Below are 16,136 nucleotides of genomic sequence, written 5' to 3'. Positions count from 1 at the left end.
TGAGCCATCCAAGCAAGATAAGTCCGAGCGGGCCCAATCTGATCGACCCCAAACCGACCGAGCAATGATCGAAATCCGCAGCGTTACCCGCAGTTCAAGGCGCTCGACGACGCCTCGCTGACCATCAAGGAGGGCGAGTTCTTTTCGCTGCTCGGCCCTTCCGGCTGCGGCAAGACCACGCTGCTGCGCATGATTGCCGGTTTCGACAACCCGACCAGCGGCTCGATCTCGGTCGGCGGCCAGTCGATGGAAGGCATCCCCGCCAACCGCCGGCCGACCAACATGGTATTCCAGAGCTATGCCATCTTCCCGCATCTCAATGTCGAGCAGAATGTCGCCTATGGGCTGAAACGGCTCAGGCTGGGAGGAACGGAAGAAAAGCGCCGCGTCGAGGAAGCGCTGGCGCAGGTGTCGCTCACCGGCCTCGGCAAACGCCTCGCCACCGAGCTTTCGGGCGGCCAGCGCCAGCGCGTGGCGCTCGCCCGCGCCCTGGTGATGCGGCCCAAGGTGCTGCTGCTCGACGAGCCGCTGTCGGCTCTCGACAAGAAATTGCGCGAGCAGATGCAGGTCGAACTGCGCCGCCTGCAGCAGGCGGTCGGCATCACCTTCGTGCTGGTCACCCATGACCAGTATGAGGCGCTCGCTATGTCCGACCGCATCGCCGTAATGTTCGGCGGCAAGATCGCCCAGGTCGCCTCGCCCAAGGAAATCTACCAGCGGCCGGTCAACCGTCAGGTCGCCGACTTCCTCGGCGGCATGAATTTTGTAAAAGCGCAAATCGTCGAGGAGAATGCCGCCTCGCTGGTCGTCGACACGCTGGGCTTCGGCCGAGTCCGGACCGACAAGCCGAAGGCCTTCGTGCGCAATGGCGGCGGCGCCACTCTGGGCATCAGGCCGGAGCGATTGCGCGTGCTGTGGGACAATGCGACGGCGAAATTCGAAGTGGCCGGCAAGGTGGTCGAACGCCACTATTTTGGCGAGATCACCCACCTCATCGTCGAGATACCCGGATTGGAAAAGCCACTGTCGGTCACCGAGACCAACGATTTCGGCGCCGACGATATCCCCGTCGGCACTTCGATCCGCCTCGGCTACGATCCCGAGGCCCTGGTGGCGATGGCGGACTGAGCATGATCCCGAAAAGTGGGAACCGGTTTTCGGAATAAGATCATGCTCCACTAAGAATTTTAAGTTCCGTCGCGATCTGTTTGGCTGCGATCCGCCCCATCACGATAGCGCCTTCGACATAGCCCGGGAATGACGGCGACAGTTCCGACGATGCTAAATGAACCGGGGCAGCGCCGGCACGGATCGTGCGCTCGGCATCCCGTGCCGTCACATCGACAATAAGGTCGCTGTAGGCGCCGCCGCTCCAGCGGTCATCGATCCAGTCGCGCTGGCTGAAATCGATAATGTCGGCCGCCTCCGGGCCAAGGGCATCAACGAGCCTTGCCGTGACCTCCGCACGCAGCGCCGCGTCCGCGAGCGGACGCCAATGCAAGGCCAGCGGTCCGCCGACGAAGACGACCAGCGCGGCATGTTGCGCATCCTTGCTGGCGTCACAGGCGAACAGGCCCGGCAGGTCGCGCCACATCACCATGCCGCACAGGTCGCGCTCGCGCCAGAACGGCGTGGGATAGCGCACCAGGATCTTGATCACCGCGCCGCTTTCCCAGACGCCGAGCGCCTCTGCGAGAGCCGGCGGCAGAGCGGGCGCGAAATCCAGCTTCGCGGCCGTCGCCGGCGGCAGCGCGACCAGCACTTTTCGCGCTTCGATGGCGCTGCTCGCCGAGACGGCACGAACCCGTTGCGGCCCGTGCTCGATGCGCGTAACCGGTTCGTTCAGCCAAACCCTGTCGCCGAGATCTCCCGCCATGTCCTCGGCCAGCGACTGCATGGTTTCGAGCAGCGAATATTGCAGCTCGGGCACCTCGTTGGTGATGCGGCGGTCATTGTCGATGAGGTACCACAGCGGCACCTTGTCCATCGCCAGGCACCACAGGCCTTCGATCATCGAGCGGAAAGCCGTCTTGGCGTCAGTGGGATCAGGCTGGCGTTCGAGCCAGGCGGCAGCGCTCATGCCGGCGATCGAGGGATCGTCCGGCTCGATCGCATTCATCCGCTCGCGGATTGCCATCGCGCCATGATAGGTCCGTTCGGCCTCTTCGACCGACAGCGATGGATGGGTGATGAAATCGCCATTCACATAGGTTTCGACGAAGGCCTTGCCACGGGACGCGGCAAGCGCCGTGACCTCCGGCATGTCTTCGCAGAAAAACTGTCCGCCGCTGTCGATGCGCTCGCCAAGCCCGTTGCGAATAGCCTCGACCCTGCCGCCGACGCGGTCGCGTGCCTCGAGCAGCACGACATCGATGCCGGCCTTTCTGAGCTCAAGCGCAGCCGACAGGCCGGTGAAACCGGCGCCGACGATGACGACATCGGTTCTTTCAGTCCTGTCGCTCAATAGCCGGCCTTGATCTTCTCGAATTCCGTGACCATGCGCTGCTTGAGCTCAGGCGGCACCGGCTGCTGGAACAGCGTCTTGTCCAAGAACTTGTCGAGATTGTCGAAGCCACGGTCGCTCAGCACCTGATGGTCGATCGCGGCCATCCCGGCGCTGTTGCCGTGGCCGTAGCCGAAGGTCTTGACCAAGTAATCGGACACGGCATGCGCGTTGACCGCACTGAGGAAATCATAGGCCTGATCGAGCTTGCCCGGCGCATCCTTCATCAGCACATAGCCGCACACCCAGGTGGATATGCCTTCCCTGGTGTCGCGGTTCATGGCGATCGGCATGCCTTGGCCCTTGAGCGTCACGAAGGTCTCATTCCAGCCCCAGACGAGGTCGACCTCATTGCCGGTAAAGGCCTGGTTGAGGTCGGTGTCGTCGGTCCAGTAAAAGCGGATGTTCTTGTGGACGTCACGCAGGAAGGCGGACGCCTCCTGGAACTGCGCGTCGGTCATCTTGGTCCAGTCCTTGAGGCCGATGACTAGGCTGGCCAGCGCATAGGCGTCATCGACATTGTCGCCGATGGTGACGCGGCCCTTGAATTTGGGATCGGCGAAAATCTTCAGCGACTGCGCTTCCTCCGCCGTGACCTTGTCGGTGCGGTAGAGCAGCGAAGTGTTGCCCCAGTCGAACGGCATGAACCAGGCCTTGCCGTCGGCGGTGACGGCGAGATCCTTCATCGCCATGATGCCGGGATTGAGATCCTTCCAGCCGGCGATCCGGGAGGTGTCGAGCGGTTGCAGAATGCCGGCCGCGCGCCACTTGGTCACGCTTTGCGAGCAGGGGTGGGCGATGTCGGCCTTGAAGCCGGCGCGCATCTTCTGGAACGCTTCCTCCTCGTCGCCGAAGAAAGCAAAGGTCGGCTCGGCGCCGTATTTGGCGGTGTAGTCGGGGTGCAGCAACGGATCTTCATAGCCTGACCAGTCGAACACGACGAGGTCGCCGCCGCCTTCGGCATAAGCAAGCACGGCGCCGGCGCCGACTGTAAGAGCAGCGGCAAGGGCGAGGCGGCGAAGCATGGAATTCATGGCGCGAAACTCCTCATCGCGAAAAGCGGCCGGGCGACGTTACGGAATTTCAGCGGCCTTGGCGAGACCGTCTGCCCGGCGCACTGACAGGCAGACGGAGGAGGCCGGACAGAGCTTTAGTAGCCTGCCTTGATCTTCTCGAATTCGGCGATCATCTTGAGCTTGAGCGACGACGGCACGGGCGATTGGAACAGGGTCTTGTCGACGAATTTCTGCACGTCGTCATAGCCCTTTTCTTTCAGGATCGCCGGGTCGACGCCGGCCATGCCCTTGGCGTTGGCCTGGCCATAACCCCAGTCCTTGACCAGCACCTTGGCGGTCTCGGGATCGTTGATCGCGTTGAGGTAGTCATAGGCCTTGTCGACATTGCCGGGTGCGTCCTTGAACAGCACGTAGCCGCAGACCCAGGTCGAGATGCCTTCGTCGGTATCCTTCTTGGACTTGATCGGCACACCGGCAGCGACGGACTGTACCGTGGCATCGTTCCATGCCCAGGCGAGATCGACCTCGCCGCCGCTCAGCAACTGGACGACGTCGGTGGTATCGGTCCAGTAGGAGCGGACATTCTTGTGCACCTGACGCAGGAAGTCGGAAGCCTGCTTGAACTGGTTGTCCGTCATCTTGGTCCAGTCCTTGAGCCCGATGGCAAGGTTGGCCAGCGCATAGGCGTCGTCGACATTGTCGCCGATTGAGACCCGCCCTTTGAACTTGGGATCGGCGAAGGCCTTCAGCGACTGCACATCCTTCGCGTCGATCTTGTCGGAGTTGTAGGTGAGCTGGGTGTTGCCCCAGTCCCACGGCATGAACCAGGCCTTGCCGTCCGACGTGGTGGCCAGATCCTTCATTGCCATGATGCCGGGATTGAGATCCTTCCAGCCGGTGATCTTCGAGGTGTCGAGCGGCTGCAGCAGCCCCGCCTCGCGCCACTTTGTCACGCTCTGCGAGCAGGGATGACCAAGATCGGCCTTGAAGCCGGAGCGCACTTTCTCGAAGGCTTCGTCCTCGTCGCCGAAGAAGGCGAAGGTCGGCGAGTCGCCGTTCTTCTCGACATATCTGGGGTGGAAGCTCGGGTCCTCATAGCCGGACCAGTCGAACACGATCAGGTCCTTGTCGGCGGCGACCGCAAGCGCGGCGGCCGAAGCCGCCAGCGTCGCCGTCAGCGCCAATGTCAGTGTCAGGCGTCGGGTTGTTCTTTTCATGCTGTTCCATCCTCTTTGTTTCTGATTGTTCGCTCCGGCTTGGATCCGCCGGTTGTTGTCAACGTCCGCTGTCCGGCGGATAGTGTTTCGGAAAGGCGGCTGACAGGAATTCGTTTGCCGCCTGCAGCGCGCTCTCACGGGTGACGTCCTCGGTGCCCATCATCAGCCGCAGCCACAAGCCCTCCAGCATGGCGCTGAGCGCGAGCGCCATGACCTGCGGCTCATAGGCATAACCACCGCCCTGCTTGAGCGTGGCACAGAGGTCGATGAAGATCTTCTGGTAGGCCGCGTCGCGCGCGCCGCACAGCGCCTGGTAGGTCGGCCGCGACTTGGCCTCGCCCCAGAACGCGCACCACGCCGCGAGCTTGCGCTTGTTGCAGATCGAACGGTCGAAATCGGCGGCGACCAGCGCCCGCAGCTGCCGGGCTGGATCCTCGCCGGCCTTGGTCAGCGCGACGCGCCAATGCGCCGCATATTCGTCGGCCATATAGGCCAGCGTGGCGACGAGCAGCTTCTCCTTGCTCTCGAAATGGAAGTTGACGATGCCGCGCGACAGGCCGGCGCCGTCAGCGACATCGGCCATCGTCGTTTCCGAATAACCGCGCTTGGCCAGCGAATCGATGGTCGCTTCGATCAGCTGCTGTTGCCTGACCTCCTTCGACGCCTTGCGGCCGCGTTTTTCCGGTTCGGTTTTTCCAGACGTGTCGGAGGATCGCTCTTCGCGCGCAGCTTTCATCCTGCCGTCATGCTCCACATTGCCGGCTATCCCACCACAGCCGGCTTCCACCCGCGAAGATGAGTGGGACGGTGCTCGCCACTGTCAAGCACCTTCTGCATGGCCTCCCAGGTTCGTATGTTCTTGTCGATATAGGCCGCTCCGACCGCGGCTGCCGCCGTCTCGTAGAGCGGGCCTTTCAGCCTTTCCAGTTCGCCGCGCGCGACCTTGCGATACCAAGAATTGCGGTCTCTGACGGCGACATCGGCAAAGCCGGCGCTGCGCATCGCTTGCGCATAGCGTGCCGGCGAGGCCATGGCGAAGGACAGGCCTTCGGCCGCGACATAGGCCTTCATCTCAGATGACGGCTCGCCGTCATGGCCGATCAGCCAGTCGGAGGCGGCAAAGACGCCGTCCGGCTTCAGCACACGGAAGATTTCGGCAAACAGCGCGTCCTTGTCGGGCACGTGCACCAGCGCATCCTTGGAGAAGACGACATCGAACGAAGCGTCGGCAAAAGGCAGCGGCCCCGGCGGCGCCTGGACGAAGCTGGCGCGGTCTGAAAGCCCTCGTACAGCGGCACGCTTGCTGGCCGCCTCGAGCACCGGCCGCTCGATGTCGAAGCCGGTGGCATGAGCGGCACCGTGGCGCTCCACCAGATGCAGCGCGATGCCGCCGGAGCCGCAGCCGATGTCGAGGATCGTCTTGCCCCTGAGCGACAGCCCTTCGACCACCCGGTCGACCTCGTCTGGTCCGCCCGGCGACAGATAACCCTCGCCCCACAGCACCTCGAGGAAGCGGATCGCGGCGTCGTCATATTCCGGCTCGCCATCTGCCGTTTCGATCATCAGACCTTAAGTCCCGTCAGCCGAATTGCGCAGGTTCGAATGCCGGCAAAGCGTAGCGTATTAACAGGAAAACGCAATATCATTTGTTGAACATTCATTCAGAATGGCTGGACAGAATAGCCGCTGCCGTGCCAAATTCCGCGCATTCGGCGACAAATCACGCGAAAATGAAGGGTCGAGCACCATGAAGGCTGGGCGCGAATGAAAGCTTGGGATGCGATCGTCATCGGCGGCGGACACAACGGCCTGGTCAACGCCTGCTATTTGCAACGCGCCGGGCTCGACGTGCTGGTGGTGGAAAAGAACGACTGGGTCGGCGGCGCCGCCACATCGAGGGAACTGACACCGGGTTTCCTCTACTCCAACTGCTCCTATGTCTGCTCGCTGTTTCGCCCCGAAATCATGCGCGACCTCGAACTGCCGCGCTTCGGCTTGCAGGTGATTTCCTATGAGGGCGGCGCCGTGTTCACGCGAGATGGCGACTACCTCGCCAACTACCGCGATCACGATGCGCACCGGCGCGAATTTGCCCGTTTCTCCAGGCGCGACGCCGAGGCCTATGACCGCTATTCGCGCGACGTGACGCAGCAGTGCCGCTTCATCCAGCCACTGCTGATGCGCACCGCACCGGACCCGACCAGTCTCAAGCCGCGCGACGTCGGCGAGCTTCTCTATCTCGGCAGGAAATTCGCCGGCCTGTCATCAGAGGAAATGGCGCTGACGCTGCGCTTCTGGACCATGTCGATCTCGGAATTCCTGGACGAGTATTTCGAGACCGATGTCATCAAGGCGAACTTCGCTTTGTCCGGCATCATCGGTACCGCGCTCGGGCCGATGTCGCCCGGCACAGCCTACGTGCTGCTGCACCATTATATGGGTGAGGTCGACGGCTCGGTCGGCGCCTGGGGCTATGCGCGCGGCGGCATGGGCGCCGTAACCAAGGCGCTCGCCGCTTCCTTCAAGGGGTCCGGCGGCACCATCCGTACCGGCGCCGAGGTCGACCATGTGCTGGTAAGCCGAGGCAAGGCCAAGGGCGTGGTGCTGGCCGGCGGCGAGGAGGTCTACGGCAAGCTCGTCGTCTCCAACGCCGACATCAAACGCACATTCCTGAAACTGGTCGAGGAGAAGGAACTGCCCGACATTTTCCTGCGTCGGGTCAGGAATTTCAAGATCCGCGGCTCCTCCGGCAAGGTCAACATCGCGCTGGATTCGCTGCCCGATTTCCCGGCACTGCCGAAGGATTCGCCTGTTTATCGCGGCGACATGCATTTCACCGATTCCATGGAGCGCATGGAGCGCGCCTATGACGACTGGAAGGCCGGTCGCTGGTCGGCCGACCCATTCCTCGACATGGTCATCCCAACGACGCTCGACCCGACCATGGCGCCGCCGGGCAAGCATTTCATGAGCTGCTTCGTGCAGTACGCGCCGCCCAAGGTGAACGGCCGCGACTGGACCGATACCGACCGCGACGGCTTCGCCGAAAGCGTGGTCGCGCAGATCGCGGAATACTCGCCGGGCTTCCGCGACCGCATCGTTCACATGGAGGTTCGCACGCCGCGCGAGATCGAAGCCGAGGTCGGCCTCACCGAAGGCAACATCTTTCAGGGCGAGCTGACCTTCGACCAGTTGCTGTTCAACCGGCCGGTGCCGGGCTACGCACAATACCGCTCGCCGGTCGGCGGGCTCTATATGTGCGGCTCCTCGACCCATCCCGGCGGCGGCGTCATGGGCGCACCCGGCCGCAATGCAGCAGCCGAGATCCTGCGCGACCTCGCCAAATCGACCTCCCATATGAGCGCGGCCCATGACGTCATTTGATGCCATCATCATAGGCGGCGGCCATAACGGCCTTGTCGCTGCCGCCACTCTGGCCAAGGCCGGCCGCAAGGTGCTGGTGTTGGAAGCCGGGACCGAAGTCGGCGGGGCCGCGCGCACCGAAGAGTTCGCCCCTGGCTTTCGCGTCTCCTCGATCGCCCATGTGCTGAACCGTCTGCATCCCGACGTGGTAAAGACATTGGAGCTGGAGAAATACGGGCTGCAGGTCACCCGCGCAGACTTCATGCCGTCGGTCGCCTTGGCGAAGGACGGCCCGCCGCTTGTCCTGCATGGCGCCTATGGCGAAGTGCTGACCGGCTCCACTCCGTCCGAGCAGTCCGCCTGGAAGGAATTGCGCGCGCAACTCATGCGCTACGCCGGCATCCTGAAACCGTTCCTGTCGCGGCGCCCGCCCGATCTCGGTGGCATGTCGCTGCTTGAAACCGCAGCGCTCGGCCAGACGGCCGTGGCGCTGAAAAAGCTCGGCAAGGAAGACATGCGCGATTTCCTGCGGGTGCTCCTGATGAACGTCGCCGACCTGCTCGATGAGCAGCTTGCCGATATCAGGCTGAAGGGCCTGCTTGCCTTCGACGCCACGCTTGGTAGCCACCTCGGCCCGCGTTCGCCGACCTCCCTGCTCGGCCTCTACTATCGGCTGGCCGGCGAGACCGGCGGCAAAACCGGCGCGCAGACGCTGCCGAAAGGTGGCATGGGTGCAGTCGTCGCCGCGATCCGCGCGGCGGCGGAGAAAGCCGGCGTCACCGTCCGCACGGCAGCGCCCGCGGCCAGGATAGTCGTCGAGAAAGGCCGTGCCCTCGGCGTGACCCTCGACGGCGGCGAGGTGCTGCACGCCAGAACGATCGTCTCCGCCATCAACCCGGCGACCACAATGCTCGATCTCGTCGGCCCGCGCGAGATCGACACGGGTTTCATGCGCAAGGTAAAGAACATCCGCATGAGGGGCGACGCGGCGAAGCTCCATCTGGCGCTCGATCGGCCACCGCAATTTTCCGGCGTCGACGCCGATAATCACAAGGGCCGTCTGGTTATCGCGCCCTCGCCCGACCATGTCGAGCGCGCCTTCAACCCGTCGAAATATGGCGAGTTCTCAGCCGAACCGGTGATGGAGATCACACTGCCGTCGCTCTCCGACCCGTCGCTCGCGCCAAGCGGCGCCTGTGTACTGTCGGCTGTCGTGCAATACGCGCCTTATGCGCTGAAAGAGGGTTGGGACGCCGGCAAGCCGAAATTCCTCAGAGCTGTTATGGCGCAGCTCGAAGCCTACGCCCCCGGTATCGGCAAGTCCGTGCTGCATGCCGAGCTTTTGATGCCAGCCGATATCGAAGCCAACTACCGCATGCCGGGGGGCCATTGGCACCACGGCGAATTGCAGGCCGACCAGATGTTGATGTCGCGGCCGGTCTCCGGCTGGTCGGGCTACGACACGCCGATCGAGGGGCTGTTCCTGGCCGGCGCCGGTTCGCATCCGGGCGGCGGCGTTTCGGGTGCTCCCGGTTTGAATGCGGCGCGGCGCATCATCGCGATGAAGGGATGATCGGATGTTTCAGCCAGTCAACGCCGCACTTTACGGCGAAGGAATGCCGTCATGACGAGTCCGATCAACAACGCCGCCCGCACCACAGCGCAGTCGCATTTCCGCACACTGCGTCTCGGCACGCCGTTCCAGCCGCGCATCGATGCGCTGGCCAAAACTCAGGACTGGTACAATTGGGCCGGCTATCGCGCGCCGCATTCGCTGTGGGACGAGGAACTCGAATATTTCGCCATCCGCAGCCAGGCGGCTTTGTTCGACATCTCGCCGATGACCAAATACCGCATCGAGGGGCCGGATGCCGAAGCCTTCCTCGATCGCGTCACGCTGCGCGATGTCACCAAGCTGAAACCGGGCCGCGTCCACTACACCGCATGGTGCGACGACGAAGGTTTTGTCCTCGATGACGGCACGCTGTTCCGGCTGTCGCCGACCCGCTTCCGCCTGTGTTCGCAGGAGCGGCACCTGCCTTGGCTGCTCGACAGCGCCATCGGTTTCGAAGTGACCGTCGAAGAAGAGACTGAAAGCGTCGCTGGTCTCGCTCTGCAAGGCCCAACCTCCTTCGCCGTGCTGCACGAGGCGGGTTTCGCCGGCGTTGAAAAACTCAAAGTGTTCGATCTCGCCGAATTCCCGCACGATGGCGGCACTATCACCATCTCGCGCACCGGCTTCACCGGCGATCTCGGCTACGAACTGTTCGTGCCGGCCGAAAAAGCGCTCAGCCTCTGGGACCGCCTGATGACGGCAGGCGAACTGCGCGGCATCCGCGCCATCGGCTACGCCGCCCTCAACCGCGCCCGGCTGGAAGCCGGCCTGGTCGTCGCCAATGCCGACTTCACCACCGCAGACCATGCCATTCGCGCCGACCGTCTGCGCATGCCGGACGAGATCGGTCTCGGATTTATGGTCGCCCTGGGAAAAGGCCATTTCAATGGCCGCCGCGCCATCCTCGAAGCCCGTGCCAAACGCAGGCTGCGCCATGTGCTGGTCGGGCTGGAGATCGAAGGCAACATCCCGGCCGAACACGCCATCGTCTATCACAAGAAGCATCAGGAGGTCGGGCTGGTCAGCGCCGCCATGTGGTCGCCGATGGCCAAGCGCAATATCGCCATCGCCTCGCTGACGCGTCCCTATGGTGATAGGATGGTCGAAGACCTCTGGGTCGAGATCTACGCAATGCGCGAGTTGCAGTACCAGAAGCTGATGAAGCGGGCCAAGGTGGTGGCCCGTCCCTTCATCAAGCTCGACCGCCGCACCGCCAATCCGCCGGCGGATTTCTGATCATGGCCAACGAACCGGATGATGAGGCGGAAGCCGCCGAACAGTGGCAGCTGGTCAACACGCCGCTCGGCGAAAAATGGTCGGGTCGCGCCCGCTATGCCGCCGCCATGTACTTCTACAAGCGCGGCGAAATGAGCGCCGAGACGCTCGAAGTCTACCGCATCTGCGCGCGGCTGGACTGGGAGAACCCGCTGCCGATGATCAGGGATCGCGGCGGCCAGGATTGGCTGAAGCGCATGGGCGCTTAAGCCTCAGCCTATGGTTCTTTCGAGAACGCTCAGCCAGTTGCGATAGGCGATCTTCTCGATCAACGCGCGTCCGAAACCGCGCGCGGCCAGCGCATCTATCAGCTTCGGCAGACCGGCAACGTCGCCGATGACCGCCGGGATCATGGCGCCGTCGAAATCGGAGCCGAGACCGACGCCGTCCTCGCCCAGCGCCTGCAGCAGCGAGTCGACATGGCGCACCATGATGTCGAGGCTGGTGTCCGAGTTCATCCGTCCGTCTTCGCGCAGGAAGCCGGTGGCGAAGTTGAGCCCGACCATGCCGCCGGTCTCGCGGATAGCGCCGAGCTGCCAGTCCGTCAGGTTGCGCGAATGGGTGCACAGCGCATGCACGTTCGAATGGGTGGCGACCAGCGGCGCATCGCTGAGTGCGGCGACATCGCGAAAGCCCTTTTCGTTGAGATGCGACAGGTCGACCATGATCTTGAGCTGATTGCAGGCCTTGATCAGCGCCTTGCCGGCATCGGTCAGCCCCGGTCCGGTATCGGGCGACGACGGAAAGCGGAACGGGACGCCGTGGCCGAAGGCGTTGGGGCGGCTCCAGACAATGCCGAGCGAGCGCAGGCCGGCTTCGTAGAGCACGTCGAGGAAGGTAAGTTCGGGATCGATCGCCTCGACGCCTTCAATATGAAACACCGCCGCGATCGAACCTTTCGCCATCGCCTCGCGAATGTCACCGGCACTGCGGCAGACGGTCAGCGCCCCCGCTCGCTCCAGCCGAAACAGGATCGAGGCCATGCCGATGGTGGAATTGAGCGCATCAGCGCGTGGCAGTTCCGGCGGCAATGGCTCATTGTCGCTCGGCGCCGGCGGCACCGCAGAGCGTTTGCTCTTCTCGACCGGCGGTGGAAAGATCGCGAACATGCCGCCGGCAAAGCCGCCCTTCTTGGCGCGCGGCAGATCTATATGACCGCCCTGCGTCCCCTCGATGAACAGCTTTTCGACGTCTGTGTCTTTCGACTGGTACAGACGCAGCAGCGTGTCGTTGTGGCCGTCGAAGACGGGGACGAGATCGGGTTCGGTCATTAGGAAGCCATTCGGTCAATTGGCAGGAGCGGACGAACCGCGGCGAACTGTGTACTTAGGCAAGAAGGCCGAACTGCGCAAATGCCAGAGAGGTGTTCGCTCTTGTGGCTGAGCGACTCCGACCACCTGCCGGGTCCCCGCTGCTTCGCAGCGTCCCGGCGTTCGCCGGCCTTTCATCGTGCCATCGGCACGATGAATTCGCCTTCGGCGACCGGCAACTCACCCCACAAGGGAAGAAGGGAAAAAGGTCTATTGCTTCAGCACATCCGCCCATTCCGGATGGCGGCGGAACTGGGCGTTGGCGAAGGGGCAGAGCGGGATGATCTTCTTGCCCACTGCCCGCGCATCCTCGACGGCGCGGGTGACGAGCCGAAGGCCGGCGCCCTGGCCGCGAAACACGTCCGGCACTTCGGTGTGATCGATGATGATCTGGTGCTCGCCGACCTTGGTAAAGGTCATCTCCGCCTCGGCGCCGCCGGGTCCGCGCAGCACATAACGTCCCTTCGAGCCGCGGTCCTCGAGTTCGATCTCAGGCAATTCGTCAGGCATCGCTTGCTCCTTCAACCGGCACGGCAGCGAAAAGCCGCCTTGCCGCTTCAATCTCGTTTGGCCGAATTTCGTGGCCGCCATCGTGCCACTCCACTGTGACATCGGCGCTATCGGCACGCAAATAGGCTTCCAGCCGCGACGTCAGATTGGGCGGGCAAATCGGATCGCGTTTGCCGGCGGTGACCAGGATGCGGCGTCCGGCAAGGCTGCCCTGCACCTGCGGTTCGAACGGGATCAGCGGGTGCAACAGCACCGCCGCATCGAACAGCTCGGGCGCGGCGAACACTACGGACGCCAGGATGTTGGCGCCGTTGGAATAGCCGAGACCCAAGACCGAAGATGGCCTTGCCGCTGCCACCTGCGCCTTGATGAAACCGGCCATCTTGCCGGTCGCCCGCGCGAGGTCGTCCATGTCGTAGACGCCCTCGCCGGTGCGGCGGAAGAAACGCGCCGCACCATGCTCGGAAACATCGCCGCGCGGCGATACGATCGTCGCCTGTGGCGCGAGGTCGCGCCCGAGCGACAGCAGCTGGCTCTCGTCCGCGCCGGTGCCGTGAAAGACGAAGAGCAGCGGGCCGCCGGGCGAACCCGGCAGCGCCTTATGGATGTAAGCTTCCTTGCTCATCGTCTCAGCCTTCCAGCTTCTGCAGATGCTCTTCAAGATAGGGCCGCAGATGGTGGTGCTGCGTCGGCAGTTTCAGGGCTTCGCCGAGATGGGCGGTGTCCTCGTCGCGGTCGAAGCCCGGCTCATTGGTGGCGACTTCGAACAGCACGCCGCCCGGCGTGCGGAAATAGATCGCCCAGAAATAGTCGCGGTCGATCACCGGCGTTACGCCATAACCCGTATCGATCAGCGCCTTGCGCACTTGGAGTTGCTGGGCGCGGTTCTCCACCGCGAAGGCGACATGGTGGACCGAGCCGGCGCCGAGATTGGCAAAGCCCGCGGTAGGCAGCGATTCGATATCGACGACATCAGCGCCGTTGCCGTTCTTGATGGCGAGCCGGCTGACACTGCCGGACTTGTCCACTTGCTCATAGCCCATGAACTTCAACAGCTCTTCCGTGGCGCCGCCATCCTTCAATCTGAGCGAGACCGAGTGGAAGCCGCGTATCGCCTCATCAGCGGGAATGCCGCCTTTCAACCATGGCGCGCGGCTGTCCGCTTTGTCTTCGACCAGCGCGAAACCGTCGCCGTCGGGACCGGCGAAGGCCAGCCGCTTCTCGCCGAACGTCTCTTCGCGGGAGACACCCGCAACGCCTTCATCGGCGAAGCGCTTTTCCCAATAGCCGAGCGTGCCGGCCGGCACCGAATAGGCCGTGGTACCGACCTCGCCGACGCCGTGGCGGCCCCTGGCAATGTCGGGGAACGGAAAATAGGTCATCACCGAGCCGGGCGTACCGTGCTCGTCGCCATAATAGAGGTGATAGACATCTGGCGCGTCGAAGTTGACGGTTTTCTTGACCCGGCGCAGGCCGAGCTTGTGCGTGAAGAAATCATTGTTCTGGCGCGCATCGCCGGCCATCGACGTCACGTGATGCAGGCCCTTGATCTGGTCGAGCATTGTCTTGCTCCTTCCCTTCGGTTTGCGGCCCTTGCCGCTGTCCACGCCTATATGAGGGGCCGCCCGGCAATGGCAAAGGCGGCAATCTCAGAATGGACTGTATCCCAATAGTGAACAGCAGGAAATTTTCGTTCACCATTTAAGCAAGACCGACAGGCTTGCGCCGCAGCCAAATTCCGGTTCATTGAACGTCTTCCCGACGTGACAGGATAGAGCATTGGCCGCGAAAAGCAGACGACCGAACGTCCTATTCATCTCCTGCGACCAATGGCGGGGCGATTGCCTGTCGGCTGCCGGCCATGCCGTGGTGAAGACGCCGAATGCCGATGCGCTCGCCGCCGAAGGCGTCCTTTTCAAGCGGCATTACGGCGGCGCGGCGCCCTGCTCGCCGGCCCGCGCGTGCCTCTATACCGGCCTTTACCAGATGAACAATCGCGTCTGCCGCAACGGCACGCCGCTCGACGCCCGCCACGGCAACATGGCGCTTTCGGCCCGCGCCCTCGGCTATGATCCGACTTTGTTCGGCTACACCGACGTCTCGCCCGATCCGCGCACGATGGCGCCGGGCGATCCCCGGCTGAAAAGCTATGAGGGCGTGCTGCCCGGCTTCAGCGTGCGCCAGCTCCTGCCTGAGCATCAGAAACCATGGCTGTCATGGCTGAAGGCACGTGGCGTCGACACCAGCGCAGGCTCTCCCGGCATTCACCGTCCCGTGGGCGGGGAAGCGAGCGGCGCCGTGACCAATGCGCCGCCTGTTTATTCCAGGGACGAGACGCCGACCGCTTTTCTTGCCGGCAAATTCATTCGCTGGCTGGACGAACAGGATGCGCCATGGTTCGCGCATGTCTCCTTCATCAACCCGCATCCGCCCTTTGTCGTGCCGCAGCCCTACAACACTATGTATGATCCAGCCGATGGTCCCGCCTTCCGCCGCCAGGAAAGTTGGCAGGTGGAAGCTGAGAGCCATCCCTATCTGGCATATGATCTTGGCCGCCAGAAGCGGAAAAGCTTCCGCCCGGGCACCGACGGCCACGTGCGCGACTGGGGCGAGGACAACATCCGGGCCATCCGCGCGATCTATTACGGCATGATCTCGGAGGTCGACGCGCAGCTTGGCCGCATCTGGCAAGCGATCAAGGCGGCGAATGGATGGGATGACACCATCATCGTGCTGACTTCGGACCACGCCGAGATGATGGGAGACCATTTCATGCTGGGCAAAGGCGGCTTCTTCGACGGCAGCTATCACATCCCATTGATCGTGCGCGACCCACGACGCGGCAATGCAGCCGGCTCGATCGTCAACCACTTCACCGAGGCAGTCGACATCTTTCCGACTTTGCTCGATCTGCTTGACGCCGACGCCCAGCTGCATCTCGACGGCCGCTCGCTCAAACCGTTCCTGCAAGATGAACCGCCTAAGGATTGGCGCGACGCGGCGCATTGGGAGTTCGACTTCCGCTCGATTGCCAGCGGTGAGGCCGAACGGCATTTCGGCATCGGCTCGCGCCAGTGCAACCTCGCCGTCATCCGTACGGAAAAATTCAAATACGTGCATTTCGGCGGCGGCCTGCCGCCGCTGCTCTTCGACATGGAGAAGGATCCGGGCGAACTGGCCAACGTTGCCGCCGACCCGGCCTATCTCAGCGTGCGGCTTGAATTTGCCGAGCGGCTGCTTGCCTGGCGCGCCGAGCATCTCGACCAGTCGCTGGCGCTTGCAGAGCTGACGGGCCAGGGGGTGGTGGGGTATGTGGGCAGGCAGTAG

General features: G+C 63.4%; 14 protein-coding genes and 1 pseudogene. 6 read left to right on the top strand and 9 right to left on the bottom strand.

Translation table 11 applies throughout. The annotated features are described in order from the left end of the window. Positions 1–64 precede the first annotated feature (64 nt). Positions 65–1,128, top strand: a pseudogene (locus tag NKI46_RS15335) (ABC transporter ATP-binding protein). 40 nt (positions 1,129–1,168) lie between these two features. Here the strand turns inward: NKI46_RS15335 and NKI46_RS15330 are convergent. The 5 genes from NKI46_RS15330 to NKI46_RS15310 all read right to left on the bottom strand — a co-directional run bounded on the left by NKI46_RS15330 (position 1,169) and on the right by NKI46_RS15310 (position 6,299). Continuing rightward, complete coding sequence (locus NKI46_RS15330) at positions 1,169–2,464, bottom strand: flavin monoamine oxidase family protein (protein WP_352746831.1); 1,296 nt, start codon at positions 2,462–2,464, stop codon at positions 1,169–1,171. Continuing rightward, positions 2,461–3,537: an extracellular solute-binding protein gene (locus tag NKI46_RS15325; RefSeq protein WP_023670074.1), complete on the bottom strand. Its 1,077-nt coding sequence runs from the start codon at positions 3,535–3,537 to the stop codon at positions 2,461–2,463. The genes NKI46_RS15330 and NKI46_RS15325 overlap by 4 nt, the downstream gene beginning before the upstream one ends. Positions 3,538–3,653: 116 nt before the next feature. Continuing rightward, positions 3,654–4,736 (bottom strand): ABC transporter substrate-binding protein, encoded by a 1,083-nt coding sequence (locus tag NKI46_RS15320; protein ID WP_352746828.1) that lies wholly within the window; start codon positions 4,734–4,736, stop codon positions 3,654–3,656. Between the two features lie 58 nt (positions 4,737–4,794). Next, positions 4,795–5,472 (bottom strand): transcriptional regulator BetI, encoded by a 678-nt coding sequence (betI, locus tag NKI46_RS15315; protein WP_352746825.1) that lies wholly within the window; start codon positions 5,470–5,472, stop codon positions 4,795–4,797. 26 nt (positions 5,473–5,498) lie between these two features. Then, positions 5,499–6,299: a class I SAM-dependent methyltransferase gene (locus tag NKI46_RS15310; protein WP_352746823.1), complete on the bottom strand. Its 801-nt coding sequence runs from the start codon at positions 6,297–6,299 to the stop codon at positions 5,499–5,501. A 201-nt stretch (positions 6,300–6,500) separates the two neighbouring features. Between NKI46_RS15310 and NKI46_RS15305 the strand changes: the two genes are divergently transcribed. From NKI46_RS15305 to NKI46_RS15290, 4 genes are read left to right on the top strand one after another with little or no spacing between them, the layout of a single operon-like run. After that, positions 6,501–8,120, top strand: a complete 1,620-nt coding sequence (locus NKI46_RS15305) for a phytoene desaturase family protein (RefSeq protein ID WP_352746820.1) — start codon at positions 6,501–6,503, stop codon at positions 8,118–8,120. Next, positions 8,107–9,672 carry a phytoene desaturase family protein gene (locus NKI46_RS15300; RefSeq protein ID WP_352746818.1) on the top strand — a complete coding sequence of 522 codons (1,566 nt, stop codon included), beginning with the start codon at positions 8,107–8,109 and terminating at the stop codon, positions 9,670–9,672. The genes NKI46_RS15305 and NKI46_RS15300 overlap by 14 nt, the downstream gene beginning before the upstream one ends. A 51-nt stretch (positions 9,673–9,723) precedes the next feature. After that, a complete protein-coding gene (locus tag NKI46_RS15295) occupies positions 9,724–10,950 on the top strand; it encodes an aminomethyl transferase family protein (protein ID WP_352746817.1) in 1,227 nt (408 codons plus the stop codon). Positions 10,951–10,952: 2 nt separating this feature from the next. After that, positions 10,953–11,198 (top strand): hypothetical protein, encoded by a 246-nt coding sequence (locus tag NKI46_RS15290; protein WP_023670081.1) that lies wholly within the window; start codon positions 10,953–10,955, stop codon positions 11,196–11,198. Positions 11,199–11,201: 3 nt separating this feature from the next. On the opposite strand, the gene NKI46_RS15285 is transcribed toward NKI46_RS15290, so the two are convergent. From NKI46_RS15285 to NKI46_RS15270, 4 genes are all read right to left on the bottom strand, one after another. Continuing rightward, positions 11,202–12,260, bottom strand: coding sequence for a dipeptidase (locus NKI46_RS15285; protein ID WP_352746814.1), 1,059 nt, complete (start codon positions 12,258–12,260; stop codon positions 11,202–11,204). Positions 12,261–12,509: 249 nt separating this feature from the next. Continuing rightward, on the bottom strand, positions 12,510–12,809 hold the full coding sequence (locus NKI46_RS15280) for a GNAT family N-acetyltransferase (RefSeq protein ID WP_023683956.1): 300 nt from the start codon (positions 12,807–12,809) through the stop codon (positions 12,510–12,512). After that, entirely contained in the window at positions 12,802–13,434 is a 633-nt protein-coding gene (locus NKI46_RS15275; RefSeq protein ID WP_023696419.1) for an alpha/beta hydrolase, read from the bottom strand. Before NKI46_RS15275 ends, NKI46_RS15280 begins: the two co-directional genes overlap by 8 nt. 4 nt (positions 13,435–13,438) lie before the next feature. After that, the gene (locus NKI46_RS15270) at positions 13,439–14,371 is read right to left on the bottom strand and encodes a VOC family protein (RefSeq protein ID WP_352746812.1); all 933 of its coding nucleotides are present in this window, start codon (positions 14,369–14,371) and stop codon (positions 13,439–13,441) included. 217 nt (positions 14,372–14,588) lie between these two features. On the opposite strand from NKI46_RS15270, the gene NKI46_RS15265 reads away from it, so the two are divergent. After that, a complete protein-coding gene (locus tag NKI46_RS15265; protein ID WP_352746809.1) occupies positions 14,589–16,136 on the top strand; it encodes an alkaline phosphatase family protein in 1,548 nt (515 codons plus the stop codon).

Source organism: Mesorhizobium sp. M0615, from assembly GCF_040320805.1.
In the GTDB taxonomy this organism is placed as follows: domain Bacteria; phylum Pseudomonadota; class Alphaproteobacteria; order Rhizobiales; family Rhizobiaceae; genus Mesorhizobium.
The sequence above is the reverse complement of the archived record's forward strand: the minus strand, read 5'-3'. Positions and strand labels throughout refer to the sequence as shown.